The sequence below is a fragment of the Serratia sp. AR11 genome (assembly GCF_056376275.1).
On the sequence record NZ_CM150739.1, the window covers coordinates 4,087,703 to 4,113,229 of the forward strand.

General features: G+C 57.4%; 19 protein-coding genes. 5 read left to right on the forward strand and 14 right to left on the reverse strand.

The window, feature by feature from the left end; all coding sequences use genetic code 11:
* Window positions 1-10: 10 nt before the first annotated feature.
* Window positions 11-1,318, reverse strand: coding sequence for an MFS transporter (locus tag ACSOSI_RS19230; protein ID WP_012146307.1), 1,308 nt, complete (start codon window positions 1,316-1,318; stop codon window positions 11-13).
* A 365-nt stretch (window positions 1,319-1,683) separates the two neighbouring features.
* Here ACSOSI_RS19230 and ACSOSI_RS19235 point away from each other — a divergent pair, with 365 nt between their 5' ends.
* From ACSOSI_RS19235 to ACSOSI_RS19245, 3 genes are read left to right on the forward strand one after another with little or no spacing between them, the layout of a single operon-like run.
* Window positions 1,684-2,766 carry a LacI family DNA-binding transcriptional regulator gene (locus ACSOSI_RS19235; RefSeq protein ID WP_012146308.1) on the forward strand — a complete coding sequence of 361 codons (1,083 nt, stop codon included), beginning with the start codon at window positions 1,684-1,686 and terminating at the stop codon, window positions 2,764-2,766.
* Window positions 2,767-2,807: 41 nt separating this feature from the next.
* A complete protein-coding gene (locus tag ACSOSI_RS19240; protein ID WP_476705967.1) occupies window positions 2,808-3,833 on the forward strand; it encodes a M4 family metallopeptidase in 1,026 nt (341 codons plus the stop codon).
* Window positions 3,833-4,174, forward strand: a complete 342-nt coding sequence (locus ACSOSI_RS19245; RefSeq protein WP_017893681.1) for a protealysin inhibitor emfourin — start codon at window positions 3,833-3,835, stop codon at window positions 4,172-4,174. Before ACSOSI_RS19240 ends, ACSOSI_RS19245 begins: the two co-directional genes overlap by 1 nt.
* A 4-nt stretch (window positions 4,175-4,178) precedes the next feature.
* On the opposite strand, the gene ACSOSI_RS19250 is transcribed toward ACSOSI_RS19245, so the two are convergent.
* From ACSOSI_RS19250 to ACSOSI_RS19310, 13 genes are all read right to left on the reverse strand, one after another.
* Complete coding sequence (locus ACSOSI_RS19250; protein WP_261408555.1) at window positions 4,179-4,400, reverse strand: zinc ribbon domain-containing protein; 222 nt, start codon at window positions 4,398-4,400, stop codon at window positions 4,179-4,181.
* A gap of 13 nt (window positions 4,401-4,413) precedes the next feature.
* Window positions 4,414-5,370, reverse strand: coding sequence for an AEC family transporter (locus ACSOSI_RS19255; protein WP_012146312.1), 957 nt, complete (start codon window positions 5,368-5,370; stop codon window positions 4,414-4,416).
* 102 nt (window positions 5,371-5,472) lie between these two features.
* Window positions 5,473-6,957 carry a ribosome biogenesis GTPase Der gene (gene der, locus ACSOSI_RS19260; protein WP_112363243.1) on the reverse strand — a complete coding sequence of 495 codons (1,485 nt, stop codon included), beginning with the start codon at window positions 6,955-6,957 and terminating at the stop codon, window positions 5,473-5,475.
* Between the two features lie 130 nt (window positions 6,958-7,087).
* A complete protein-coding gene (gene bamB / locus ACSOSI_RS19265; RefSeq protein ID WP_261408554.1) occupies window positions 7,088-8,269 on the reverse strand; it encodes an outer membrane protein assembly factor BamB in 1,182 nt (393 codons plus the stop codon).
* A gap of 11 nt (window positions 8,270-8,280) precedes the next feature.
* Window positions 8,281-8,901, reverse strand: a complete 621-nt coding sequence (locus ACSOSI_RS19270) for a YfgM family protein (protein ID WP_476705968.1) — start codon at window positions 8,899-8,901, stop codon at window positions 8,281-8,283.
* A gap of 13 nt (window positions 8,902-8,914) precedes the next feature.
* Window positions 8,915-10,189: a histidine--tRNA ligase gene (hisS, locus tag ACSOSI_RS19275; protein WP_017893685.1), complete on the reverse strand. Its 1,275-nt coding sequence runs from the start codon at window positions 10,187-10,189 to the stop codon at window positions 8,915-8,917.
* Between the two features lie 138 nt (window positions 10,190-10,327).
* Window positions 10,328-11,449 (reverse strand): flavodoxin-dependent (E)-4-hydroxy-3-methylbut-2-enyl-diphosphate synthase, encoded by a 1,122-nt coding sequence (gene ispG / locus ACSOSI_RS19280; RefSeq protein WP_012146317.1) that lies wholly within the window; start codon window positions 11,447-11,449, stop codon window positions 10,328-10,330.
* 47 nt (window positions 11,450-11,496) lie between these two features.
* Window positions 11,497-12,468: a cytoskeleton protein RodZ gene (rodZ, locus tag ACSOSI_RS19285; protein ID WP_012146318.1), complete on the reverse strand. Its 972-nt coding sequence runs from the start codon at window positions 12,466-12,468 to the stop codon at window positions 11,497-11,499.
* Window positions 12,458-13,207: a type IV pilus biogenesis/stability protein PilW gene (gene pilW / locus ACSOSI_RS19290; RefSeq protein WP_476705969.1), complete on the reverse strand. Its 750-nt coding sequence runs from the start codon at window positions 13,205-13,207 to the stop codon at window positions 12,458-12,460. The genes rodZ and pilW overlap by 11 nt, the downstream gene beginning before the upstream one ends.
* Window positions 13,208-13,294: 87 nt before the next feature.
* Window positions 13,295-14,491: a dual-specificity RNA methyltransferase RlmN gene (gene rlmN, locus ACSOSI_RS19295; protein WP_012146320.1), complete on the reverse strand. Its 1,197-nt coding sequence runs from the start codon at window positions 14,489-14,491 to the stop codon at window positions 13,295-13,297.
* A 298-nt stretch (window positions 14,492-14,789) separates the two neighbouring features.
* On the reverse strand, window positions 14,790-15,215 hold the full coding sequence (gene ndk / locus ACSOSI_RS19300) for a nucleoside-diphosphate kinase (RefSeq protein ID WP_012146321.1): 426 nt from the start codon (window positions 15,213-15,215) through the stop codon (window positions 14,790-14,792).
* A gap of 181 nt (window positions 15,216-15,396) precedes the next feature.
* Window positions 15,397-17,721 carry a peptidoglycan glycosyltransferase PbpC gene (pbpC, locus tag ACSOSI_RS19305; protein WP_476705970.1) on the reverse strand — a complete coding sequence of 775 codons (2,325 nt, stop codon included), beginning with the start codon at window positions 17,719-17,721 and terminating at the stop codon, window positions 15,397-15,399.
* 61 nt (window positions 17,722-17,782) lie between these two features.
* A complete protein-coding gene (locus ACSOSI_RS19310; protein WP_476705971.1) occupies window positions 17,783-22,774 on the reverse strand; it encodes an alpha-2-macroglobulin family protein in 4,992 nt (1,663 codons plus the stop codon).
* Between the two features lie 151 nt (window positions 22,775-22,925).
* Here ACSOSI_RS19310 and ACSOSI_RS19315 point away from each other — a divergent pair, with 151 nt between their 5' ends.
* Both ACSOSI_RS19315 and nhaC read left to right on the forward strand, forming a co-directional pair.
* Window positions 22,926-23,963, forward strand: a complete 1,038-nt coding sequence (locus ACSOSI_RS19315; RefSeq protein WP_017893690.1) for a LacI family DNA-binding transcriptional regulator — start codon at window positions 22,926-22,928, stop codon at window positions 23,961-23,963.
* A 123-nt stretch (window positions 23,964-24,086) separates the two neighbouring features.
* Window positions 24,087-25,526: a Na+/H+ antiporter NhaC gene (gene nhaC, locus ACSOSI_RS19320; RefSeq protein WP_012146325.1), complete on the forward strand. Its 1,440-nt coding sequence runs from the start codon at window positions 24,087-24,089 to the stop codon at window positions 25,524-25,526.
* The last annotated feature ends 1 nt before the right edge of the window (window position 25,527 follow it).

Here is a 25,527-nt window from a genome sequence, read left to right on the forward strand (position 1 = left end):
GGCATCCAACTTAACTATTAAGTGTTTTTTTACCGCCGCGTTCGGCGATCAAGGCAATCAGGAATACGGCGCCGATCAGGTCGAAGAAGCCCATGGCGATAAACAGCGGGTTGAAACCGACGGTATCGGAGACCGCGCCGATCAGCAGCGTGAACAGGAAGCTGGCGATCCAGGCGCTGGAGCCGCGCATACCGTTGACCGTCGCTACCTGATTTTTATCGAATGATTCCACCACCAGCGCGCTGAGCATGCAGGAGATCACCTGATGGCCGAAACCGCCGATCGAGATCAGAGCGATCGCCACATAGGGATCTTTGGTGATCGCGACGAACGCCAGCGAGACCATCATGAATGCGCCGGTGACCGAGCTGGCAACCACCGAGTTGACGCGGCTGCAGCCGAACCATTTACGGTACAAAGTGGTGAGATAGCCGCTGGCGACGCTGCCGATGTCCGCCGCCAAAAACGGCAGCCAGGCAAACATGGCGATGTGTTTTAAATCCATGCCGCGTTCGGTGGCCAAATACAGCGGCACCCAGAAACTGAATACCGCCCAGGCCGGCTCGGCGAGAAAGGCCGGAATGGCAATGCCGTAGAACTTTTTGTTGCGGCAGAGAATGGCCAGCGACTTGAGGAAAGGCAGTCGGGGTAACTCCGGCTCGTTGTCTTCGCGGATCAGATCCAGCTCCTGCTGGCTCAGATTGGGGTGCTGCTGCGGCGAGTGGTAGAACCGCCACCACAGCACCACCCAGAGCAGCGCCAGCGCGCCGGAAAACAGGAAAGCGCCCTGCCAGCCAAAGGAGACGTGGGCAATAACGATGATCGGCGGTGCCAGCATGGCGCCAATAGAAAACCCGACGCCCGCCCAACCGGCGGCGATGGGCCGTTCCTTCTTCGGGAACCAGTCGGAAATCGCCTTGGCGTTGGCCGGCGTAGCCGCCGCTTCTGCCCCGCCCATAAAAAAGCGCAGGATCGCCAACTGCACCCAGGTGCCGGCCCCGGCATGCATCATGCAAACCACCGCCCAGATGCTGGCGCAGATCAGGAACCCCATCTTCAGGCCAATCACATCGATCAGCCAACCGCAGATCGGCTGAAACACCGTATAGGCCAGTTGGAACGACGCAACCACCCAGGAATACTGCTCGGTGGTCATGTTCAGGCTGGTTTTCAGCTCCGGCGCCAGGATGCCCAGCGAGTTACGAGTGATGTAGTTAACCGTGACACCCAGCAGAAACAGCGCCAGCATCCACCAGCGCAGTGATTTAAATTTACGCCGGCCGCTGTCGACGACCCTTTGATTAATTTCCACACTCATCTGTCTTCTCTCCACGACGGCTGCCCGGTGACACAGCGCGCTTTTTGGTAGGGTACGTTTGGTTAGCGAAGGTATGGGTGGTGTTAAATTGCATTATGCTTCCCAGAAGCAGGCGCACGTCCTTCACAACCACATGATTTATTTTCATTTTATTTATAATTCAGCCCATTAATTGGACTGATAAATCTATAAAGTTGGTATACCAATTCAGACTAGCCAGCCGGAAGCGTGAGCGAAACGTGGTTTTTTGCAAAAATTTTCATACGAAGGATAAAAGCTCGCCATAATGGCCACCTAAGCCTGACAGTACGCTGAAAAAATGCAGTGAAAATATTTTCATTGCCAAATTTGAAGGAGATCACAGAATGAACGGAAAGCTGAAAATACAGGAGATCGCCCACCAAACCGGGTTGTCGATCAGCACCGTTTCACGCGTTTTAGCCGGCAAATCCAATACCAGCGTCGAGGCGCGCCAAAAGGTCTTGGCCTGCGCCCAACAGAACGGCATCCTGCAGGGGATTTCCAGCGGTCGACTGATGTTGAACAGCGTGATGGTCTTCGCGCCACAACGCGCCTTTGACGTACGTACCGATATTTTTTACTACAAGGTGATCCAGGGCATCACCGCTGCGCTGGCGGAACATGAGGTGCGTATTCGCTATTGCGGGCTTGAGGAACTGCACAGTGACGGCGCACTGTTTCTGGAAAAGATGAGCGATCCGCAGACCCAGGCGGCGCTGATTATCGGTATCGATGACGAGCATATTCACCAGTTAGCCGCCGATCTGAATAAACCCTGCGTGCTGATTAACTGCAGCGACCGGCAGATGCGGCTCGATAGCGTGTCGCCCGATCATCAACTGATTGGCGAATTCTCCGCCAACTATCTGATCCAGCAGGGGCACAGCCATATTCTGAACCTGCAGTGCCTGCGTCGGCACACTATGGAGCTGCGGCTGGCGGGCATCAAGCAAGCCTATGCGCGGCACAACATCGCCTTTGACGAGGGTCGCCATCTGGTCACCACCTCCGGTTTCGGTAGCGAAGAGGCCGAACAGGCACTCACCACCTTTATCAACCGGGTCAGTCAGCGCTCACAACTGCCGACGGCCATTCTTGCCGGTGGCGACTATATGGCGGTCGGCGCGGTCAAGGCACTCAACAAATTGCAGTTGAGCGTGCCAGGCGATATTTCGGTGATGAGCACCGACGGTTTTAATCTGGCAGAAATTCATGACGTGCCGCTCACCTCGGTACATGTGCCGCGCGACGAGTTGGGCTATGAGGCCATTCAGCTACTGCAACGCCGCATGCTGCGCGCCGATGCGCCCCCGTGCAACCTGCTGCTGCATGGCAAGCTGGCGGTCCGCGCCTCGGTCAAACGCGTCAGCCCCCATAAAACCAGCCCGGCGGTCAGCACTCACGATCACCGTCTTTACGATGTCTGAACTACACTTAGTGGCGGAATCTTTATTCAAGGAGAGCCACTATGCCGACCCTGACAGCGCGTTCGGTCATTCCCCCTTATATGCTGCGTCGGATCATTGAGCACGGCAGCCTGCCGCAGCGCGACTGCGCATTACACACCCTGAACCACGTTCAAAGCCTGCTCGGCAATAAGCCGTTACGCGCCCCCGGGGCGAAAACCTCGACCGGTGGCGAAGTCATCCGCGATATTTTTGATGCCGAAAACGGCACCCAACTGCCGGGTAAACAGGTGCGTAATGAGGGCCAGGCCAGTAATCATGACGTGGCGGTGGATGAAGCCTATGACTATCTCGGCGTCACCTACGATTTCTTCTGGCAGGCATTCAAACGCAACTCGCTGGACAATCAAGGCCTGCCGCTGACCGGCAGCGTGCATTACGGCAAGGAATACCAGAACGCCTTTTGGAACGGCCAGCAAATGGTTTTCGGCGACGGTGACGGCGAAATCTTTAACCGTTTTACCATCGCCATCGACGTAGTCGGCCACGAACTGGCACACGGCGTCACCGAAAGCGAGGCCGGACTAATTTACTTCCAACAGGCCGGTGCGCTGAATGAGTCGCTGTCTGACGTGTTCGGTTCTCTGGTCAAACAGTTCCACCTCAAGCAAACCGCGGATAAGGCCGACTGGCTGATTGGCGAAGGCCTGCTGGCGAAAGGCATCAACGGCAAGGGCCTGCGTTCGATGTCGGCACCCGGTACCGCCTACGACGATCCGCTGCTGGGGAAAGATCCGCAGCCTGCCGACATGAAAGACTACATTCAGACCAAAGAGGATAACGGCGGCGTCCACCTCAACTCCGGCATTCCCAACCGCGCCTTCTATCTGGCGGCCACGGCTCTGGGCGGCTTTGCCTGGGAGAAAGCCGGTTACATCTGGTACGACACGCTTTGCGACAAGACACTGCCGCAGGACTCTGACTTCGCCACCTTTGCCCGTACCACAGTGAAACATGCCAAACAGCGCTTCGACAGTAAAGTGGCGGATAAGGTACAGCAGGCCTGGCATCAGGTAGGGGTAGAGTAATGAAACCCTTGCCGGCACTCAATCAGGACACGGTCATTGAGCTGGCGCGTGAAGGCGGCTTCGCCTTTATTCCCAAACTGGCGGGCCAGCGGCGCATTGCGCTGGCCGACATTACTCCAGAACAACGGCAGCGCCTGAATCAACTATTGAACCAGACGCTGCCCTACGCCCAGGAAGAGGGGCAACCGGACTCTCCCGGCTGCGGTGACCAACGTTATTTTCGCGTGCAGATCAGCTATTACAGCCAAACTTTACGCAGCGAAATCGTACTGCTGATCCCGGAAACCAGCGCCCCGCAGGCGTTGATCGACCTGTGGAAAACCGGTCAGGTGGATGAGTGAACGCTTACAACGGCTGATAACTGAATAACACCCGCTTTTTGGATATCAACCCATGGCCGTTCTGGCACAGGTAGTCCACCGCTCCGCAGGCCTTGAGTTCTTGTAACGGCTGCCCGCAATCCGGGCAGTGGGCCAACTGCTGATAATCGCTGTTACAGGCGGGGCAATGGTAGTGACCATTCACCCACTCCATCGTTTGATCGCATTGCGGACACTGCGCTTCCATAGTCACTCCCTGGTTAAATCACGCCCCATGAGCGTAAGAAATAGATGCCCAACGCGGTAGTGAAAAACGAGCCGACGGTGGTGATGGCGATAATATTCGCCGCCAGCGTGGCGTTCCCCCCCATCGCACGCGTCATCACATAGCTGCCAGAAGCCGTTGGCGTGGCCGAGAACAGGAAAATAATCCCCAACGCCGCGCCGTGAAAACCGCACAGCCAGCCACTCAGCGTCATTATCACTGGCACGACAAACAGCTTGGCCGAAGAGGACAGCGCCGCCACGTTGGACGAACGAAACATGGCGCGCAGGTCTAAACTGGCGCCGGTGCACAGCAAGGCCAGTGGCAACGACAGTGCGGAGATATAGCTGCCGGTCTGCCGGATCACCTGAGGTATTCCCAGACCGGTCTGGGCATAAGCCAGTCCGCACACCAGGCCGATAATCAGCGGATTGGTGACAATACTGCGCAACAGCGACAAACGGCTGATCCTCTTGCCCTGCCCGCCCTGCAGGCTACGCGTGAGGGTGATCACTGACAGTATGTTAAACAGGATCACCGTCACCGTCAGGTACAGCGACCCTAACGCCACGCCCTCACTGCCGTAAGCGGTCATGGCATAGGCCAGGCCGACAATAGCGGTATTGGCACGGAAGCCCCCCTGCACAAAGACACCGCGCTCACGTGGCTCTTTAACCAGCCAGATGGCCGCCACTTCCAGCAGCAGGAAGGTGACCACGGTACCAATAGCGCCAAAGATTACCAGCGGCAGGTTGCCCAGCAACTGCGGGTGGTTGGTGGCGATGCTGAAGAACAACAAACAGGGCAGCGCCAGGTTAAACACCAGCTTGGTGGCGCCATCAATAAAACGGTCGTCCATCAAGCGCCAGTGGCGCAGCAATATGCCCAGCAACATCATTAACAGATTGGGTACGGTGACGTTGAATGCAAAACTCCAGGTTTCCCAGGACATGATGTTCCTTCAGGCTAACGGCGGTAATAGTCAGATAATAAAACGATTTCGATCCAATAAAAAAGGGGCGCGGTAGTGATACCGCGCCCCTCATTCTTATGATTAGCCTTTCTTCAGGTGGCTCATCAGGCGTTTACGCTTGCGCATCTGGTTCGGCGTCAGCAGGTTGCGCTTACCGGCGAACGGGTTCTCACCCTCTTTGAACTGGATGCGGATCGGCGTACCCATCACCTTCAGAGAACGACGGAAGTAGTTCATCAGGTAGCGTTTGTACGAATCGGACAGATCGGTCACCTGGTTGCCGTGGATCACCACAATCGGCGGGTTATACCCACCGGCGTGCGCATATTTCAGCTTCACGCGGCGGCCACGTACCAACGGCGGTTGGTGATCGTCGGCAGCCATTTGCATGATTTTGGTCAGCATTGAGGTGTTCACGCGGCGGGTCGCACACTCGTAAGCTTCCAGTACCGACACGAACAAGTTGCCAACGCCGCTACCATGCAGGGCAGAGATAAAGTGAATGCGGGCGAAATCGACAAAGCCCAGACGCAGATCGAGCATCTCTTTCACGTGATCGCGATCTTCCTCGCTCATGCCGTCCCACTTGTTGACGACAATCACCAGTGAGCGCCCACTATTGAGGATAAAGCCGAGCAGCGAGAGATCCTGATCGGAAATGCCTTCGCGTGCATCCACGACCAGCAACACCACGTTGGCGTCTTCAATCGCCTGCAGGGTTTTGATTACCGAGAACTTCTCTACGGTTTCCGTAACCTTGCCGCGCTTACGTACCCCGGCGGTATCGATCAGCACGTATTCGCGCTCGTCGCGGACCATCGGGATATAGATGCTGTCACGGGTCGTGCCCGGCATGTCGTAGACCACGACACGATCTTCGCCGAGAATGCGGTTAGTCAGTGTGGACTTACCTACGTTAGGACGACCCACGATAGCCAGCTTGATTGGCAGATCCTGCGGGTTGAAGTCGTCTTCCGGCTCTTCGTCTGCGCCTTCGAGGGTTTCACCTTCTTGCTCGGCCCAATAAGCGGCGTTAGCCTCTTCTTCGGTCAGCTCGACTTCTTCCGGCTTTTCACCGACAAACGGCACCAGTACGTGCTCGATCAACTGCGCTACGCCACGACCGTGGGAAGCCGCGATCGGATGCACGTCGCCCAGGCCCAGCGAATAGAAATCGGCGGCGGCCATGTCTGGATCCATACCGTCGGTTTTGTTGGCAACCAGGAAGGTGGCTTTCTGACGGTTGCGCAGATGCTGGGCAATGCCCAGATCGGCCGGCATCAGACCGGCGCGAGCATCGACCATAAACAGCACGATGTCTGCTTCTTCGATCGCCAGCAGCGACTGACCGGCCATGCGTGTTTCAACGCCATCTTCGGTGCCGTCAATGCCCCCGGTATCGACGATAATAAATTCATTACCCTCAACCTCAGCACGACCATACTTGCGGTCTCGCGTTAGCCCGGGGAAATCCGCCACCAGCGCATCGCGCGTATGGGTTAAACGGTTAAACAAGGTGGATTTACCCACATTCGGGCGCCCTACTAGCGCGACGACAGGTATCATTGTGAAGCCTCATTACTTAATAATCAAAGCGTTACTACACTATGGATAGACACCAGGAGTGCAGCTTATAAAAATACGAAACGGCCCCTGAACATTCAGGAGCCGTTGGCAATCCGTGCGACGAGCGGCGTTAGCGGGTGAAAGCGTAAACTTTTCCGCCCTTCGCCTGGATGACCAGCTTATCGCCAGCTACCATCGGCGCTGACAGGAAGCCGGAGCTATCCACTTCCTGCTGAGCAACAAAACGGCCGTCCGTGGTGTTGATCCAGTGCAGGTAACCTTCAGAGTCACCGGTCACCAAGAAACCATTGTACATCACCGGCGGAGTCAGGTTGCGGTGCAGCAAATCGCTCTGCGTCCATACGGTCACGCCACCTTCGGTGCTCAACGCCACCACGCGATCGTTCTGATCGATAAGGTAGATGCGACCTGCATCAACGATAAAGTCGTTCACCGAGCCCAATTCACGCTTCCACATGATCTGGCCGGAACGCAGATCCAGCGCCGTCAGGTTGCCATTGTAACCTAATGCGTAGACAACGCCCTCAACAATCACCGGCGTAGTGTCGACATCGTTCAAACGATCGATTTCGGTCGCGCCGCTTGGCTGGGAAATACGTTGTTGCCAAATCAACTGACCTTGCTGCATCAGCACGGCATTGACGCGACCGTTATCACCGCCAACAATGGCTGCGCCAAAGGCAACGGCCGGTGCGGACTCACCGCGCAACGACAGTGAAGGCATGTCCAGGTTAACCGTCCACTTCACCGCGCCGTCAGATTCGTTCAGCGCCTGCAGCAGGCCGTTAGTGGTATGGATCAACACCATGCCGTCGCTGATCACCGGACGTGAAATCGCTTCGCCGGCCACCTTGGTCTGCCAGGCCAGGGTACCGTCTGCGGTATTGAGCGCGTAAACCACGGCTTTCTCACTGCCGACATAAGCCTTGTCGCCCGCGACCGCCATACCGCCCGACAGCAGTGCCGGCAGGTTGCTGGACAGGAAGCCGGTTTTCTCAGAGAGATCAACCTTCCACTTTTCGTTACCGTTATCGGCATCCAGTGCTTTCACGATGCCATGACGATCGGCTGCGTAAATAGTGTTGTCCTGGAAAGCAGGACGCAGGTGAGAATAGAACTCACCAACACCGTCACCGACCGAGGTACTCCACGCCTTGTTCGGCGTGAACTGATTTTCAACTTTCGGCAGCGGCGACATGGTAACCACGTCTTCTTCACTGTTGAACAGTGAGCAACCACTCAGCAAGGCAACGGAAACCAGTCCGACCAAGAGTGTTTTACGCAATTGCATGGGAATTCCCCTTAGCTGGACAAGTTATTCAATTTCATGCGCAGCAGAACCTGCAGCGCCTGAGAAGCGTTAGACTCAATGCCTTTACTGTAAGCTTCACGTGCACCTTTGGTGTCACTCTTAGCCAACAACACGTCGCCGCGCGTATCTTGCGCCATCGCCGCCCAGCCTTCGCCTTTCACGCCATCCAGCGTTTTCAGCGCGTCATCCAGCTTTTTCTCCTGCAGCTGGACACGTGCCAGACGCAGGTTAATCATCGAAAGCATGTTTTCGTCTTTGGTCTGGCCCTGAGCCAACACCAGTTGTTGGCTCGCTTTGGCAAACTCATTTTGTTCAACAAAATGCTTCGCCAGCTCCAGGGAGGCCAGCACGCCATAGCTGTTGCTGTTGGCCTGGGCAAACTTCTCCGCGGCGGCTACATCGTCCGGCTTACCGCTAGCCAGACGATCGCTGGCTTCCTGATAGGACTGGGACGCAACCATCATGTTGGAGTTTTCGTGGCTCTGCCAGTAACGCCAGCCGACCAGGGCACCAATTCCGAGCACCACGCCCACTGCCAGCGCTTTGCCATTTTCGGCAAAGAACCGACGCACGGCGTCGACTTGTTCGTTTTCAGTGGTATAGACTTCCACGGTGTCCTTCTCCTTAACCTAACATCAGAGCCAGGCGCACTGCGACTTCGCTTTGCGCCAGCGTTTCTTGTTCACCACTGCGCAGGTCCTTAACCACCACCTGCTGGGCTGCGACTTCGTTCTCACCCAGGATCAAGGCGACGCGCGCGCCCCACTTATCCGCACGGGTGATCTGCTTCTTAAAGTTACCACCGCCGTAGTTGGTCATCAGTTTGAGCTGTGGCGCCGCATCACGCACGCGCTCCGCCAGCTGCATTGCTGCACTCTGAGTACCGGCACCGGAGGAGATCACATACACGTCGATGGTCGCCGCGGCCTTGAACTCTGGGTTAACCGCCTGAACCAGCAACACCAGGCGCTCCAGGCCCATGGCGAAACCGACCGCCGGCGTTGCACGCCCGCCCAGTTGCTCTACCAGGCCGTCATAACGACCGCCGGCACACACCGTGCCCTGAGCGCCCAGACTGGTGGTCACCCATTCGAATACCGTGCGGTTGTAGTAGTCCAGACCGCGCACCAGGCGTTCATTGATGGTATATGGGATGCCTGCCTGCGCCAAAAGTTCACACAGACCTTCGAAGTGGGCTTTGGAATCTGCATCCAGATACTCGGACAGGCGTGGCGCGTCGTTCAACAGCGCCTGCACTTCCGGGTTTTTCGAGTCCAGTACGCGCAGCGGGTTGCTGTACATACGGCGTTTGCAATCTTCGTCCAGCTTCTCTTGATGCTGTTCCAGGAAGGCCACCAGAGCATCGCGGTAGTTGGCGCGCGCCTCCAGTGAACCGATGGAGTTCAGCTCCAGCTTGACGTGCTCGGCGATCCCCAGCGCTTTCCACCAGCGGGCGCTCAGCAGGATCAGCTCTGCGTCAATATCCGGGCCCTGCAGGCCAAACACTTCGGCCCCCAGTTGATGGAACTGGCGATAGCGGCCTTTTTGTGGGCGCTCGTAGCGGAACATCGGACCGACGTACCACAGACGCTGCTCCTGATTGTACAGCAGACCATGTTCGATGCCGGCGCGAACGCAACCAGCCGTGCCTTCCGGACGCAGCGTCAGGCTTTCGCCGTTGCGGTCGTCGAAGGTATACATCTCTTTTTCCACGACGTCGGTCACTTCGCCGATCGCGCGTTTGAATAACGGGGTCTGCTCTACAATCGGCAAGCGGATTTCGCTGTAACCGTAGCCGCTAAGCACCTGCTTGAGGATGCCTTCAATACGCTGCCATAATGCCGTTTCTTCCGGCAGGTAGTCGTTCATGCCGCGAATGGCTTGAATGTTCTTTGCCACGTGAGTTCTCTGTCCGTTGTCTAAAAAAATGAACCCGATTATAGGGACTTTGCCGCCCCGTATTCAACGCGAATACCGAGTTCTGCTCCCGGGTTCATAAACAAGCGGGCTAAAAAGCCCGCCGTATCGGTGTAATGCTTATTTTTCCAGCAGGTTGACCGCGATGCGATTGCTTTCATCCATCATCGACGCCTTGGCGCGAATTTTGGCTTCCAGCTGGTCAATCATCTGCTCGTTGTCGAAACGTTCTTTCTGGCGCACACCGTCTTCGTAGAAACCGCTCTTTTTATGGCCACCGGTAACGCCCAGCGTGGAAACCAACGCTTCGCCCGGGCCATTGACCACACAGCCGATAATCGAAATGTCCATCGGCGTGATGATGTCTTCCAGACGCTGTTCCAATGCGTTGACCGTTCCGATAACGTCAAATTCCTGACGTGAACAGGTCGGGCACGCGATAAAGTTAATGCCGCGTGCGCGGATGCGCAGCGATTTCAGAATGTCGAAACCGACCTTAACTTCTTCCACCGGATCGGCTGCCAATGAGATACGCAGAGTATCGCCGATGCCTTCCGACAGCAGCAGCCCCAAACCAATCGCCGACTTCACTGAGCCACTGCGTGCGCCACCGGCTTCGGTGATGCCCAGATGCAACGGCTGATCGATACGTGCAGCCAACAGACGATAGGATTGCACCGCCAGGAACACATCGGATGCCTTGACGCTCACTTTGAACTGGTCGAAGTTGAGACGGTCAAGGATATCAACGTGGCGCATGGCGGATTCGAGTAGCGCTTCCGGCGTAGGCTCGCCGTATTTTTCCTGGATGTCTTTTTCCAGCGAACCACCATTCACCCCGATACGGATTGGGATGTTTTTATCGCGCGCGCAGTCTACGACTGAACGGATACGCGACTCGTTACCGATATTGCCCGGATTGATACGCAGGCAGTCTACGCCATACTCGGCAACCTGCAGCGCGATACGGTAATCGAAGTGGATATCGGCGACCAGCGGCACGTTAACCTGCTGCTTGATCAGTTTGAACGCCTCGGCGGCATCCATGGTGGGGACTGAAACGCGGACGATATCAACGCCCACGCGCTCCAGCGCTTTGATCTGATTAACCGTTGCTTCAACATCAGTGGTACGGGTGTTAGTCATCGACTGCACGGCAATCGGCGCACCATCACCAATAGGCACATTGCCGACGTAAATTCGCGTTGATTTTCGACGGATGATGGGCGATTGGTTATGCATTACTTACTCTCCATTGTTGCCCTGACTTAACGACAATGGCCGCGCAATTACTGCGCGGCAACGGTCAGACGAGCAACACGGTTTGACTTAACAAACCGGCTTAAATCAACCGGCTTACCTTGATATTGAATCTGTACTGCAGCCGGGGCGCCAATGGTCAGTTTGTACGGCGCGGTACCCGCCAGGCTCAGCTTGCCGCCGCTTTTCTGGCTGCCGCTGTACAACGTTTTACCGTTGGCATCACTCACCTGCAACCAACAATCGGCGGAGAACTCCATAACCAGCGCGTTAGGATCAACAGCCGGGGCAGTCACGCCCGCGTCGGCAGTTGGTAACGGCGCAGTTGGAGCCGCAGGCGTGGTCTCAGGCAGCGTCGTCTGGCTTGGTGAAACCACCGCAGGCTGCTGCGCGGTTGCACTGCCGCTAACGGCCGGAGTCTGAGACTGCTGTGGAGCAACGCCGGTATCTACCGGCGTGGAACCATTGTCAGCCAGAGGCGCGCTGTTGTCGGCATTGCTGTCGGTCAACGGCACTGACTGGCCTTCATTGTTTTGTGAAAGCTGCGCAGAGGATTGATCGGCCATGGTGACGATCTCTTCCTGCTGGGCCTTGTGGTTTTGCCACCACCAGGCGCCGGTCAGGCCAACCACCACGAAAACGATCAGCCAGGTGAAGCTCATCAGCCAGCCATCGCGTTTTTTGCGGCGCTTGCCCAATGAAAAACTCTGCATTGGTGCAACTTTCGCAACCTTCAACGGAGCCTGCTTGGCCAGCATCGGCAGCAGTTCATCCTCTGGCAAACGCACCAGCTTGGCGTAGGAACGGATATAACCCCGCACGAAGGTTGAAGCCAAATCTGCGGACAGATTGTCTTCTTCGATATCGCGCACGGTAGACATTTTGAGGCACAGGCGTTCTGCAACGGCCTGTTGACTCAACCCGAGTTGTTCACGGGCCTGACGCAGACGTTCGCCTGTCGTCATTGATACAGTTTTATCTTGGGAGGCTTCAGTATTCATTAGCTAAGAACTGCTGGTACTGTTTGGATTGTGGAAAACTTCGCGATAACTGCTTGCCATAGCGTTGCACGCTATCCTGGCGCCCGGCTAACGCGGCGAAACGAATCTGTAACCATAAGCTGTCGGCGCTAGCCGGCAGAACATGCTGATAACTATCGAGTAAAAGTTGCGACTGTGCGCGCTTCCCTTCTCCAAATTGCTTTTCTGCCTCCACCAACAGTGGAGTGCCTTTGTCCGGATCGATCTTCATGGCACGCGTAAACAAGGTACGTGCTTCATCGTTCTGTCCGGCCTTGAGAAAACAGTAACCTGCGTTTTCCAGGCTGTCGGCAACCTGACCGTAATCCGGTGCTACTGCCGCAGCGCTAAACTGCTGTTGTGCCGGTACATACTGCCCTAAACTGCAAAGAAACGCACCGTAATTATTCAGCACGGTGCCATTGTTCGGCGCAAGTTTGAGCGCTTGCTGATAACGCTGTTCGGCCGCGCTATTTTCGCCCATCCGCTGCTCATAAAGCGCCATGCCCAATTGGGTACGGTAATCCTGTGGGGCAGCGTCTGCCGCTTTCTCCAGATTCTGTCGCGCGGCGGGTAAATCGCCCTGCTTGAGATATTCCAGACCCAGTTGCAAACGCGTCTGGCCCGCTTGTGACTGCGCGTCTTTTTCTTCCGGCGTTGAACCGGAACAGCCGGCCAGTAAACCAGCCGCCAGCAACGTTCCCCACAGAGTCAGCTTCATGCCTGCATTCATTTCCTTGTCTGATGTCACCTTGACGTCCATTCACATAACAGACTGTAAGATAACAAAAAAATCATGCTATAGGATTCAGACCGCACGTACAGAGATAGGTTCCCCGGCCATTTTCTTTTTCAGGGTACGCTTGGTACGGTCGATCACTTCACCCGCCAGTTGCCCGCAGGCGGCATCGATATCATCACCACGGGTTTTACGAACAATAGTCGTAAAGCCGTATTCCATCAACACTTTGGAAAAACGATCCACCCGGCTGTTGGAGCTGCGGCCGTAAGGTGCCCCCGGGAACGGGTTCCATGGGATCAGGTTGATCTTGCATGGCGTGTCCTTCAGGACTTCTGCCAGCTGGTGCGCGTCGTCGGTGCTGTCGTTGATGTGGTCCAGCATCACGTACTCAACCGTTACCCGCCCCTGGTTGGCATTGGATTTTGCCAGGTAGCGACGTACCGCCGCCAGGAAGGTCTCGATATTGTATTTACGGTTGATCGGCACGATGTCGTCGCGGATCTTGTCGTTCGGCGCATGCAGCGAGATTGCCAGTGCAACGTCGATCATATCGCCCAACTTGTCCAGTGCCGGCACGACGCCGGAAGTAGACAGGGTCACACGACGCTTGGACAAGCCAAAACCGAAGTCGTCCAGCATGATTTCCATCGCCGGTACCACGTTGTTCAGATTGAGCAACGGCTCACCCATGCCCATCATCACCACGTTGGTGATCGGACGTTCGCCGGTCACTTTCAGCGCACCGATAATTTTCGCCGCACGCCAAACCTGACCAATGATTTCCGACACGCGCAGGTTGCGGTTAAAGCCTTGCTGCGCGGTCGAACAGAATTTGCATTCCAGTGCACAACCCACCTGGGAAGAGACACACAGGGTCGCACGGTCGCCGTCCGGGATATACACGGTTTCGACCTGCTGATCGCCCACTTTGATCGCCCATTTGATGGTGCCATCGGCTGAGCGTTGTTCTTCCGCCACTTCTGGCGCACGGATCTCGGCGACGCTCTGCAATTTATTGCGCAGGACCTTGTTAATGTCGGTCATCTGCTCAAAGTCATCGCAGCAATAGTGGTACATCCACTTCATGACCTGATCGGCACGGAAGGGTTTCTCGCCCATTTTGGCGAAAAACTCACGCAGTTGCTGACGGTTCAAATCCAGCAGGTTAATTTTGGCCACAGCCGGTTGTTCCGCGTTAACGGATTGAGTAGTCAGCGAATTATTTTCAGACACGATGTGCTCGGACGTGATGGGTTCTAACATAATTGATCTCTGGCCTCGTTGTTACACGTTACGGCGCGAAAGAGTGGAAAGTAAGTGCGTCGTTCAACCCGCATAAATTGCGGTGACGGCGCTAAAAGCGCGCCCCTGACAAGAAGCCTCATCAGGGGCGCGGCATTGTACAAATTTTAGTAGCAGCTTTCCACGTCTGAAAGACATTCAGGGCATTTTTATTGTTTCAGCCGATGAATGAAAAATTCGAGTAGCGGCGCTGCATGCTGCGCCTGAGCCAATCGGGGCGAATATATCGCCGCCTACAGCTTGAAAGGCTACGAGCAAATTAACGTGAGCAGATTTCGCTCTCATTAAAGAAATACGCGATTTCGCGCTGTGCAGATTCTACTGCGTCAGAACCGTGTACGGCGTTGGCAGTGAAGCTGTCCGCGTAGTCAGCACGCAGGGTGCCGGCCAGTGCGTTGTCTGGGTTGGTTGCGCCCATGATGTCACGGTTACGCTGTACGGCGTTTTCTGCTTCCAGAACCTGAACCACGATCGGGCCAGAGGTCATGAACTCAACCAGGCCATCGAAGAATGGGCGGCCTTTGTGCTCAGCGTAGAAGCCTTCGGCTTGTTCGCGAGTCAGACGCAGCATTTTGGATGCGATGATTTTGAAACCGGCACGCTCAAAGCGAGCATAGATTGCGCCGATGTCGTTGTTAGCTACAGCGTTTGGTTTAATGATGGAAAAGGTACGTTCTACGGTCATGATGGCCTCTGTATAACTTCCAAAACAGGCCGGTCTGCAAACAGGGTGCCGGCCTTCTCAAGTGGCGCAGATTATATGTGTGCTGCCAACGCTTGCCTACGGGAAAATCAACATTTCATTAAAAAATCATTATCTTTATTCTTCACTTTGCGGCCCAGAGCACAGGTTATGAAAACTTACCTTAATCGAGGCTAAATTCGCGCAATGCCACCTGACCGCTCTCATCCAGCACGCTGAGCTGATAGCGACCAGGTTGGGTCAGCGTCTGTAGCAGCGACTCCCCTTCCCCCACCAACTGGCCGTTGAGGAACCACCAGCGCTGTCCGCCGCCGCCCTGGGCGCTGACCCGCAAATCCAGCGTATTATTGCCCGGCAGGCGACGCAGTATCGCGCCGTCACGCACGCCCAGCATCAACAGCGGCGGTGCTTCCTGTTGCTGCAACGGCGGGCACTGCGGATCAATAGCCGGCAAGCGCTGCGCACGACGCTCCGCCGGAGGCAACCAGGGCTCCAGCGGCGTAGGCCACAGGGCCAGCCGACGCGGTGTCGCCCCCGGACAATCCGCTGCAACCCGCAATCCGCGCGCGTTCAACCACATCAGCGGCTGGCTACCCAGCAGACTTTCCTGACCCGGTGCGGGCAGCGTGGGCGGAATAGTCCCGTCGAGAGTCCAGCTCAGGCGTCTTTGGCGGCAATTGCTGTCACCCGCGGGCAGTGGCTGGCCGCCCGGCCAGCAGATCACCGCACGGCTGACGCTGGCGGGGCGCGGATCGGCCGGAATGCCTTCCCCACGCTGGCGTAAAGAGGTCAGCAACAGGTTATTGACCTGATTAAGCAGCGGCACCGCGGTAGCGAAGCCGAACTGCCCGGCCACCGGAGTACCGTCCGGTCGCCCCACCCAAATGCCTATCGTATAGCGCGCATTAACGCCGATGGCCCAGGCGTCGCGGTAGCCGTAACTGGTGCCGGTCTTCCACGCCAGTGGCACACTGGCAGGCAATGCATCATCCGGCAATGGACGTGCCTCTCCCGCCAATATTCGCCGTACAATCCAGGCGGCGCCCGGCGACATGAACTGGCGATCGTAAATTCCTTGCTGAGGTGTAAAGCGCAGCGGTGCCACCCGGCCCTGACGAGCCAGCGCGCTGAACCCGGCCACCAACTGATCCAGCCGGGCACCGGCCCCGCCCAGGATCAGCGCCAGGCTGGGTTCGGCGTGTGCCGGCAGCCGCAGTTCAACCCCCACGTTACGGAGATTGGCGGCAAAACGCTTCGGCCCGTAGGCTTCCAGCAACTGGACCGCCGGCAGGTTGAGTGAACGCGACAACGCTTCACTGGCGCTGACCGGGCCGTGGAAACCGGTATCAAAATTACCGGGCCGATAATCCCCAAAACGGCGCGGTACGTCCTGCAACAGCGATTCGGCGTGGATCAGGCCGTCGTCCAGCGCCAAACCATACAAAAAGGGTTTTAACGTCGAGCCCGGCGAACGCCAGGCAGCCACCATGTCGACATGGCCAAAACGGCTGTTATCGTTCAAATCCAGCGAGCCCAGGTAGGCACGTACTTTCATATTGGTGTGATCAACCACCAATACGCCAACCGAGGTTTTTTCCGGCAGTTGACTCTTCCAGCCGCGAGCCAGTTCTTCCAGCCGCCGTTGCAAGGTAGCGTCCAGCGTGGTGGTCACCACCTGGCTACGATTACCCTGTGTCATGCGCCTTGCCAGTAACGGGGCCAACTGCGGTACCTGACGCGGGGCCAGCCACAACGCTTCCTGCCGGATTTCGGCCACCTGCTGCGCTGGCCAAACCTGATAATACGCCAGGCGTTCCAGCACCTTGTCACGCGCAGCCTGCGCCCGTTCCGGGTAGCGGTCCGGCCGCAAACGGCTGGGAGCCTGCGGCAACACTGCCAGCAACGCCGCCTCACCACGCGTCAGCGCCGAAGGCGGTTTGCCCAGATAAGTCCAGCTGGCCGCACCAATCCCCTGTAGCGTGCCGCCGTACGGCGCCCGGTTAAGGTAGATTTCAAGGATTTGATCCTTCGACAGATGCCATTCCAACTGGGCGGTACGCCACACCTGGCGTAACTTGCCGCCCAGCGTGCGTGGATGGGGATCAATCAGGCGCGCTACCTGCATCGACAGCGTGCTGCCGCCGGAAACGATCTGCCCGTTACACAGGTCTTGCCAGGCAGCACGGGCCAGCGACAATGGATTGATGCCGGGGTGCCGATAAAACCAACGGTCTTCATAGGTCAGCAGCGCCTGCAAATAATAGGGCGAGACCTGCTGCAGACTGACCGGATAGCGCCATACGCCGTCACTGTCCGCATAGCGCCACAGCGGGGTACCGTCTTCCGCCACCACCACTCGTGCCATCTCGGCATCTTTCAGCGGCAACGGCCACAGCCGGTCCGCCAACCACAGCAAAACGGGCGGCAGCAAAATAGCCAGCAGCCAGATGGCTGCCCGGCGACGTAAATGAGTAAGAAGTCGATTCATCAGGAAGGTATCACCCCTTTGCCCCGCCACCGGCTAAATCACCGGGGCGGGGCAAAGAGGATCATTTGGCAATTTCAAGCCGCTGTGGTGTCGCGCCCAGCGCACGCCAGGCAGGCACATACATCGACTCAACCTGCGGTGCCGGAACCAGATAAGCGCCCGGCGTCACTGCCCGAGCCAGATACAGCAGCGTGGTATGACGGTAGCCGTCGATATTCACCGCCGCCACATAGCGATCGTCACGGAACTCCTGATGTTTGATATCGGCCTGCTGCATGTCCTGCAGCAGTTCGGTCACGCTACTGGCGCTTTCGCCCAGGCTGGCGCTGCTGTCCCCCAGATTTTGGTTCTCCAGCTCCAGCCCGGCCGGCAGCAGATCCACCACCAGCGCGTCCGGCACCTGATTATCGGCCCAGACGTCCAGGTGCACCAGGATCAGCTGGCCGCTTTTCAGTTGGGTCAGATCCACGGGTTTGCCGTCCAACCCCAGGAATTCGCGGCGAATATTCAACACGTTGCTCTGCGGCTCCGGCGCCTGCTGCGGATAACCGACCAAATCGACCCGGCTGTACAGCGTACCGCTGCCGGTATTGGTGAGCTGCAACCCGTTCGCCAACTGCTCAGCGGACAGATTTTGCGTCAGCGCCTGGCTGCCGGACAGGGTTTTGCCCTGCGCCGTTTGTGCCTGCCATGGCGTTTCAGCACTGCCAATCAGATTGCGCGCCGCCAGGAACAGGGCATTGCTCTCCTGCGTAGACAGATAACGTTCACCGTTGAGACGTTCAGAGAGCGTCAGCAAACGCTGGTCACGCTCGGCCGGCAGCAGGTTATTTTCGGTCAGCAGCGCCAGGATCATCGCGTCATCACGCAGTGGACTGCCATAATCTTCCAACCAGTAATCCTTGGCATTGCGCTGCGTTGCCAGCCCTTGTTCAATAGCCTGATTGGCACGCGGCATATCGCCCATCAGCTTCAGCGCTACGCCAAGTTGCACCAGCGGCAGGCCCGAACGAGCATCGGCACGGCGCTCAAACAGCTGTCGCAATGCCCCGAGCGGTGCCTGTTGCTGACGCGCCAATACCAATCCGGCATAGGCCTGCACCGCAAAACGGGTGTGGTCCGGATACTGGGTGGAAGCAACGTCAATCTGACTACGGTCCTGCAAATAGCGCTGCAGCCGGTTGTTGGCCGCCGTCAGCGCATCGGTCGGGACGCTGTAATTCTGTTCACTGGCACGGAACAGGAAGTCGGTAGCGTAGGCCGTCAGCCAGAACTCTTCCTGGCTGTCGCGACTCCACAGACCAAAACCGCCGTTATAGCGCTGCATGCTGAGCAGATGCTCGATGCCAACGTCGATACTGTTGCGGCGGCTTTCATCGCTGCCGGATTTAATCCCGAGCGCACTGAGCTGCGCCCGGTTGGTATACAGCGACGGATAAAGCCCACTGGTCGTCTGCTCCAGGCAGCCGTAGGGATAGGCGTACAGTTCGCTGATGTAACGCGCCAGGTTGATTGGCGGACGGCTGGTCAACAGCAGTTGCCCTTCGGTCGTCGCCTGAACCAGCCCAGCGGCGGCATCTGCCGGCAGACTCCAACTTTCACCGGCGTGGATCACGCTGGCGAACTGGCGGGTTTGCGCTGGATAAGCAGGCCTTACGCCAATCTTCCAACTGTGCTGATAGTCCTTGAACGTTTCCCCCGGCAGCACCAGACCGCTGAGGGTCAGCGCGACCTCGCCCTGACCAAAGCCCGCCAGCGCCTGCACCGGTATCTGCAGCGTGGTGCGCTCACCGTTGGCCAGGCTAACCTGCTGTTCGCCAGCCCCCTGCAGCGCCACCAACCCGCTGGAAGCCAGTTTCACGGTTAATGTCTGCGGCTGGCCGGACAGGTTGCTGACATCCAGCGCCAATTGGGTGCTGTCGCCCCCGGCCAGGAAGCGTGGCGTCGCCAGCTCTGCCACCACCGGTGCGGCAACCACGGTCTTGCCTTCCGCCTTGCCGAAGTCTTCATCGCTCCACGCCTGCGCCATCAGTCGTAATTCACCGTTGAAGTCAGGAATGGCAATCTGAATTTCGCCTTCGCCGTTGGCATCCAGCTTAACCGGCTGCGCCTGCTGGGCAACAATGGTAACCGCGGTGATCGGCTTTTTACCGCCGCGCGACAACGCATCTTCGTCATCACCGTCGCCGCCGTAGCGCAGGTTTGCCAAACGCCCTTTGCCTTCAATCAGCTGACCATAAACATCGTACTGATCGGCGCTGTAGCGTTTGCGGCCAAAGAAGGCCTGATACGGATCCGGCGTCGCGTAATTGGTAATGTTGAGGATGCCGCTGTCCACCGCGGAAAGCAGCACGTTGATTTGCTGTGGCGGTTTACCGCTGCTGTGGGCAGCCTTCACCTTCACCGTCAGCATTTGGTTCGGCCGCATACGCTGCGGCGCGTCCAGCTGCAGTGCCAGTTTGCGTCCTTCATCCACCAGCGGCAGATGCAACAGCCCCACCGCCCGTTTCGGCGTCGACTGCTGTTGCTTGTCACCCGGGCGGATCACCAATGCGCTGAGGTACAGATCGTGGCGTTTCCACTCCTGATTGATAGGTACTTCAACATCAACGCCCTTGGCCGGCACATCCAGTTCCTGCCACCACAGCGGACCATCGCTGGATTCCACCAGCAGATAGCCTTTGCCGGCGGCCGGCGCTTCGATATGCAGCTTCACTTTCTCGCCCGGTTGGTAGGCCGGTTTATCCAGCTTAAGCTTCACCTGGTCCGGACGTACAGCCCCACTGCCATTAGTGTTGTCCTGCCAGCTGTAACCGGCCCAGAAACGCAGGCTGCTGATCAGATTGCTCTGCGGATCCACGACCTCAATACGATATGCGCCCCACTCCACCGGGAAACTGACCTTGGTGCTGCCGTTGGCGGCGATATCGATAGACTGTTCCGCCAGCGGCAGATCCTTCTTATCGTACAACGACTGCCAGCCTTCGCCTTCTGACCACTGCCAGTAGTAGTCGCGACGCTCACGCACCAGGCGAGCCTTCAGCCCGCTGACGGCCAGTTTTTCACCAGCGGCATTGGCGTAGACAATATCAAACCCGGCCTGGGTGTTTTCATCCACCACCGGCTGGGCCTGGTAGCTGTTGCTACGATAATCATAAATCTGTTGTTTGTTGAACAAAGGTCGAATGCCGGGCAGCGCATCGGCAGGCCAGATTGCCTGTTCGGCGCGGCGCGTCACCGGGCGACCACCGGACTCCAGCAGGCTGGCCTGCAAGATGGCTTTCAACGGCGATTTTACCTCTGCCCAACTGCTGTCCACCGCCACCTGCGCCTTGCCGGCGTTATCCAGCGCCTGGTCGAATTCATCCATATTGCGCGACAGGCTTTCTTCCGTCACCGAACCAAACTCATAGCCCGGCAGGCTGCTGACCGCCTCACGCTGCGGCCGCAGGAACACCTGCCCCTGCAGACGGTTACCCGAGGCCGGGGCACCATAGAGATAGCGGCCGGTGACGTCGAACACTAACTGTGCGTCAGGGCGCAGCGGGGTTTTCTCGGCGGTAATGTCTAGCGCCATGCGTTCCGGCAGGAAATCCTCGACCTTGAAGTTGTAAAGCCGCGGCTGGTTATCGCCCAGATTGAAACGCAGCGACCAGTTGCCGGTCGGCCCGCCTTCAGGGATTGGGTACTGATATTGATACAAGCCATCCTGCGGCTGCCAGACAAAGCTACGCGCCACCTGATCGTCCGGTTTGACGATATCCACCTTCACCGGCTGAGCCGGCAGCGGTTTGCCGTCGGCGTCACGCAGCAGCCCGTTAACGATCAGCGTTTCGCCGGGGCGGTAAAGATCACGCGGGCCGAAGGCGAAGAATTGCTTGCTGTAGCCTTCCGGCCCGGCAATATCGAACTCAGCCAAATCCAGCGCCGGCATCGACAGATCGATCATGCTGGTCTGGCCCTGTTGGGTCGCCAGCAACAGCCGCGCCTTGGCGCTTTTCACCAACTGGGCGTGCCCTTGCTTATCGGTGGTGCCCTGGGTCAGCGTTTGACCTTTTTCATCCAGCAGGCGCAGTTCAACCGCGCCCAATGCCGCGCCGCCATCCAGAGCCTGGGTAAACACGTCCAGACGGTCATGATAACTGTGCAGCGAAACGCCGATATCACTGAGAGTGAACAGGGTCGCCGGGTTGGTATATCCGTAATGCCCGGCCTGTTGCATCACCGCCAGGTAGACACCCGGCTGCTGTAAGGCCTCGATGCCACTCAACGGCAATAGCAGGCGTTCGCGGGTATTGCGCTGCGGGTTGAGATCGAAGCGGCCGCTGTAGACCAGATCGGCCATTTTCAGCAGCTCTTCCGACTCCCAACTGGAGAGCGAATTGCGATATTCCCAGTTTGCCAGGAACGCAGGTAAGGCATCGGCCTTCACCCGGAAGAAGTTAACGTCAACGTTATCGACGTTTAATGCCATCACCGGCAGCCCCTGCGCCAGCTTGGTCGGCAACAGCGAGCCTTTGCCGGCAAAGCCGACGCTCGGTTTGATGTCGCGGGTGGTAATAGTCTGTTCTTGCTGTTTGCCCAGTTCGGCACCGTTGACCGCTTTCAGAGCGCTCTCGAGGGTCAGCACCAGCTTGCGGTTGGGCTGCAGATGACGCAGCCGCAGTTCCATCAGGTTATCTGACAGCTCCCAGGCGCCGTCGATTTTACCGCTAACGCTGTCGACCAGATGCGCTCGCGCGGCGAAATCCTGACTCGGATCCAGCGGCAAAGAAAACGTCAGCACCATGGCACTGGCGCCGTCGAGTTGCAGTTCGGAGGCATCAAGCAACGTCAGCGGCTTACCGGCGTCGCGTTTCGCCAATGCCGCCAACGCGGCGGCATCCGGCCGTTTGGCCTGCGTGACACTGCTGGCCTGGGCATCAGCCTGCGCTGCGGTTGGTTTTTTTCCGCCGTCATCACAGGCGGCCAGCAGCAGCAGGCCTCCCGCCAATGCGATCCCCTGACAAAGCTTCTTGCCTGATGCAAATGCCCCTGAACGGTATGGTTTCATCGTTTAACTCCCTGGCAGCCTTTACGCAACGACACTCGTCGGCGCAAGATCCGAATATGGATGAATAATAGCAGCGCTGTTAGCATCAGACCCAGCTCAATTTTTCCCCTTCAACAGAAAGGGGCCACCCAAGCCTGAAGCAGGAAATGATATGGCCACAATGAAAGATGTTGCCCGCCGGGCAGGGGTGTCGACGGCCACCGTCAGCCGGGTGATCAACAGCACCGCCTATGTGGAGCCGGTCACCCGCGAACGGGTTGAAAAAGCCATGCGCGAGTTTAACTATCACCGCAATGCCGCCGCGCTGGCCCTGGCGAAAAGAAGCGGCAATATGCTGGGGCTGTTGACCGGTAATCTCGACGACCCTTTTTTCTCGCGTCTGGCACGGGGAGTCGAAGATGTCACGCGCAAAGACGGCGTAAAATTAATGGTCTGCAGCGGCGGCCATCAGGCCGAACTGGAGAAGAATGGTCTCGATTTTCTGATCAATCAGGGCTGTGAAGCCATCGTCGCCCACGTGACCCGGATGAGCGATGCCGACGTTTTACGCTATGCCGCCCACACCCCGGCGATGGTGGTGATCAATCGCTATTTGCCTGCCATCGCCAACCGCTGCATCTGGCTGGACAACGTCAGCGCCTCTCAGGCCGCCACCCAGATGCTGATTCGGCACGGGCACCGCAATATCGCCTGTATCACGACGGACTTACCCATCGATGACAGAAAACAGCGTCTGGAAGGCTATCGCAGTGCCATGAATGATGCCGGGATCTCGGTGCCGGGTAGCTGGATCATCAGCGTTCCCTTCAATGAGCAAGGGGGCGAATTAGCGGCAGAAAGGATCCTGGCAAGCGATCACCCTTTTACCGCCGCACTGACGTTCAATGACGTGATGGCCGCCGGTATGATGCGAACCTTTCGCCAGCGGCAGATAAAACTGCCGGAGGCTATCTCGATTGTCGGCTTTGATGACGTGACCCTGGCAAAATATCTTCACCCGTCATTGACCACCATGCATTATCCGATTGAGAAAATGGCGCGACGTGCGGCTAATTTGGCGCTGCAGTTGAACTCTGCTGCCACTGTGGCACCGCAGAATAATATGTTTTCCGCTGAATTGATCCTGCGTGACTCGGTCACCCCCCTCGAGAAAAACACCTCAAATCAAGAAAACAAGCCTGAAAAATGAGAGGCAACGCACACAACGCCTACTCATGAAACCGATTACATGGACAGTTGCCCAGGCTCACATCTCAATCAAAACGAATTCATTAGGCTGGCGTCACACCCTCATCCTTAACCGGAGTTGTTAATGAATAACAAAAAGAAACTCAACCTGGGACTGGCGATGCTGCCCATTGTGGCGATGCTATTGCTGCTCATCGTCGGCTACGGCCAGCTTGGGCTGCGGATCGAGCCGTTGCTGCTGGTTTCGGCCACCATTGCCGCCGCACTGGCCTGGTGGCAAGGTTATCGCTGGAACGACATTATCGAGTCCATCGTCGCCAAACTGGCCAAGGCCATGCCGGTGATCATGATACTGATCTGCGTCGGCGGGTTGATCGGCACCTGGATGTTCAGCGGCACCATTCCTTACATGGTGTACTGGGGCTTAAAGCTGATTAGCCCGCAATATATCCTGATCGCCGCATTCTTTATTACCAGCGTGATCTCCGTTTGTACCGGCACCTCCTGGGGCGCGGCAGGCACCGTGGGCGTGGCATTAATGGGCGTTGCAGCCGGACTGGATGTTCCCCTGGCCGCCGCCGCCGGTGCCGTGGTTTCCGGCGCCTACTTTGGCGATAAGATCTCCCCGCTGTCCGACTCCACCAATTTCGCGGCCATCGTCGCGGATACCGATCTCTACAGCCATATCCAGCACCTGATGTACACCACAATACCGAGCTTTGTTTTAGCCGCGGTGGTGTATCTGATTGCCGGGCACACCAGCGCCGTCGGCAGCGTAGCCACGCCGGAAAAAGTCACCGAGATCGTGACCGCGCTGGAGGGTCTGTATCACTTTAACCTGCTGCTGATCCTGCCGCCGGTGTTGGTGCTGTGGGGTGCCGTGACCAAACGGCCGGTGATCCCCGTCATGCTGTCGGCCTGTACTCTGGCCATATTCATTGGGGTACTGCTCCAGGGGTTTAACCTGCAGCAGGGCTTAAATGCATTGATGGACGGCTTTAATCTTTCAATGTTTACGGCTCAGGGACACAACATTGCTGGCATCGCCCTAGATGTTCCGCGCCTGCTCAACCGCGGCGGCATGTCCTCGATGATGAGCACCATTCTGCTGGTGTTCTGTGCGTTTTCCTTTGCCGGTGCCTTAACGCTGACCGGCGCGCTGACCGTTATCATCAATCGCTTGCTGAAAGTGGTTCATACCACCGGCCAATTGATCGCCGCGACGGTCGCGACCACCATTCTGGTGACCGGTGCCACCAGCGACGGCAAGCTGGCGCTGCTCATTCCCGCCGAGCTGTTCAAAGGCGCTTACCGTCGCATGGGGTTAGACAATAAAAACCTGTCGCGGACCGTAGAAGATGCGGGCACCGTCATCGAACCTTTAATTCCGTGGACCGCTGCAGGTATTTATATGGCAACCACCCTGGGGGTCAGCACGCTGGATCTCCTGCCGTGGGCCATCCAATGCTACGCCGCCGTGGTCTTCGCCCTGATTTATGGGTTTACCGGATTTGGGATTGCCAGAATACAGCCAGAAAACGATTTACAGCGTAAGGAAGCCTGAC

Bases quoted from the DNA above. Each gene is read 5' to 3' on its own strand.
- ACSOSI_RS19230 (WP_012146307.1), bottom strand. From the start codon at position 1,318: ATGAGTGTGGAAATTAATCAAAGGGTCGTCGACAGCGGCCGGCGTAAA.
- ACSOSI_RS19235 (WP_012146308.1), top strand. From the start codon at position 1,684: ATGAACGGAAAGCTGAAAATACAGGAGATCGCCCACCAAACCGGGTTG.
- ACSOSI_RS19240 (WP_476705967.1), top strand. From the start codon at position 2,808: ATGCCGACCCTGACAGCGCGTTCGGTCATTCCCCCTTATATGCTGCGT.
- ACSOSI_RS19245 (WP_017893681.1), top strand. From the start codon at position 3,833: ATGAAACCCTTGCCGGCACTCAATCAGGACACGGTCATTGAGCTGGCG.
- ACSOSI_RS19250 (WP_261408555.1), bottom strand. From the start codon at position 4,400: ATGGAAGCGCAGTGTCCGCAATGCGATCAAACGATGGAGTGGGTGAAT.
- ACSOSI_RS19255 (WP_012146312.1), bottom strand. From the start codon at position 5,370: ATGTCCTGGGAAACCTGGAGTTTTGCATTCAACGTCACCGTACCCAAT.
- der (WP_112363243.1), bottom strand. From the start codon at position 6,957: ATGATACCTGTCGTCGCGCTAGTAGGGCGCCCGAATGTGGGTAAATCC.
- bamB (WP_261408554.1), bottom strand. From the start codon at position 8,269: ATGCAATTGCGTAAAACACTCTTGGTCGGACTGGTTTCCGTTGCCTTG.
- ispG (WP_012146317.1), bottom strand. From the start codon at position 11,449: ATGCATAACCAATCGCCCATCATCCGTCGAAAATCAACGCGAATTTAC.
- rodZ (WP_012146318.1), bottom strand. From the start codon at position 12,468: ATGAATACTGAAGCCTCCCAAGATAAAACTGTATCAATGACGACAGGC.
- pilW (WP_476705969.1), bottom strand. From the start codon at position 13,207: ATGAAGCTGACTCTGTGGGGAACGTTGCTGGCGGCTGGTTTACTGGCC.
- rlmN (WP_012146320.1), bottom strand. From the start codon at position 14,491: ATGTTAGAACCCATCACGTCCGAGCACATCGTGTCTGAAAATAATTCG.
- ndk (WP_012146321.1), bottom strand. From the start codon at position 15,215: ATGACCGTAGAACGTACCTTTTCCATCATTAAACCAAACGCTGTAGCT.
- pbpC (WP_476705970.1), bottom strand. From the start codon at position 17,721: ATGAATCGACTTCTTACTCATTTACGTCGCCGGGCAGCCATCTGGCTG.
- ACSOSI_RS19310 (WP_476705971.1), bottom strand. From the start codon at position 22,774: ATGAAACCATACCGTTCAGGGGCATTTGCATCAGGCAAGAAGCTTTGT.
- ACSOSI_RS19315 (WP_017893690.1), top strand. From the start codon at position 22,926: ATGGCCACAATGAAAGATGTTGCCCGCCGGGCAGGGGTGTCGACGGCC.
- nhaC (WP_012146325.1), top strand. From the start codon at position 24,087: ATGAATAACAAAAAGAAACTCAACCTGGGACTGGCGATGCTGCCCATT.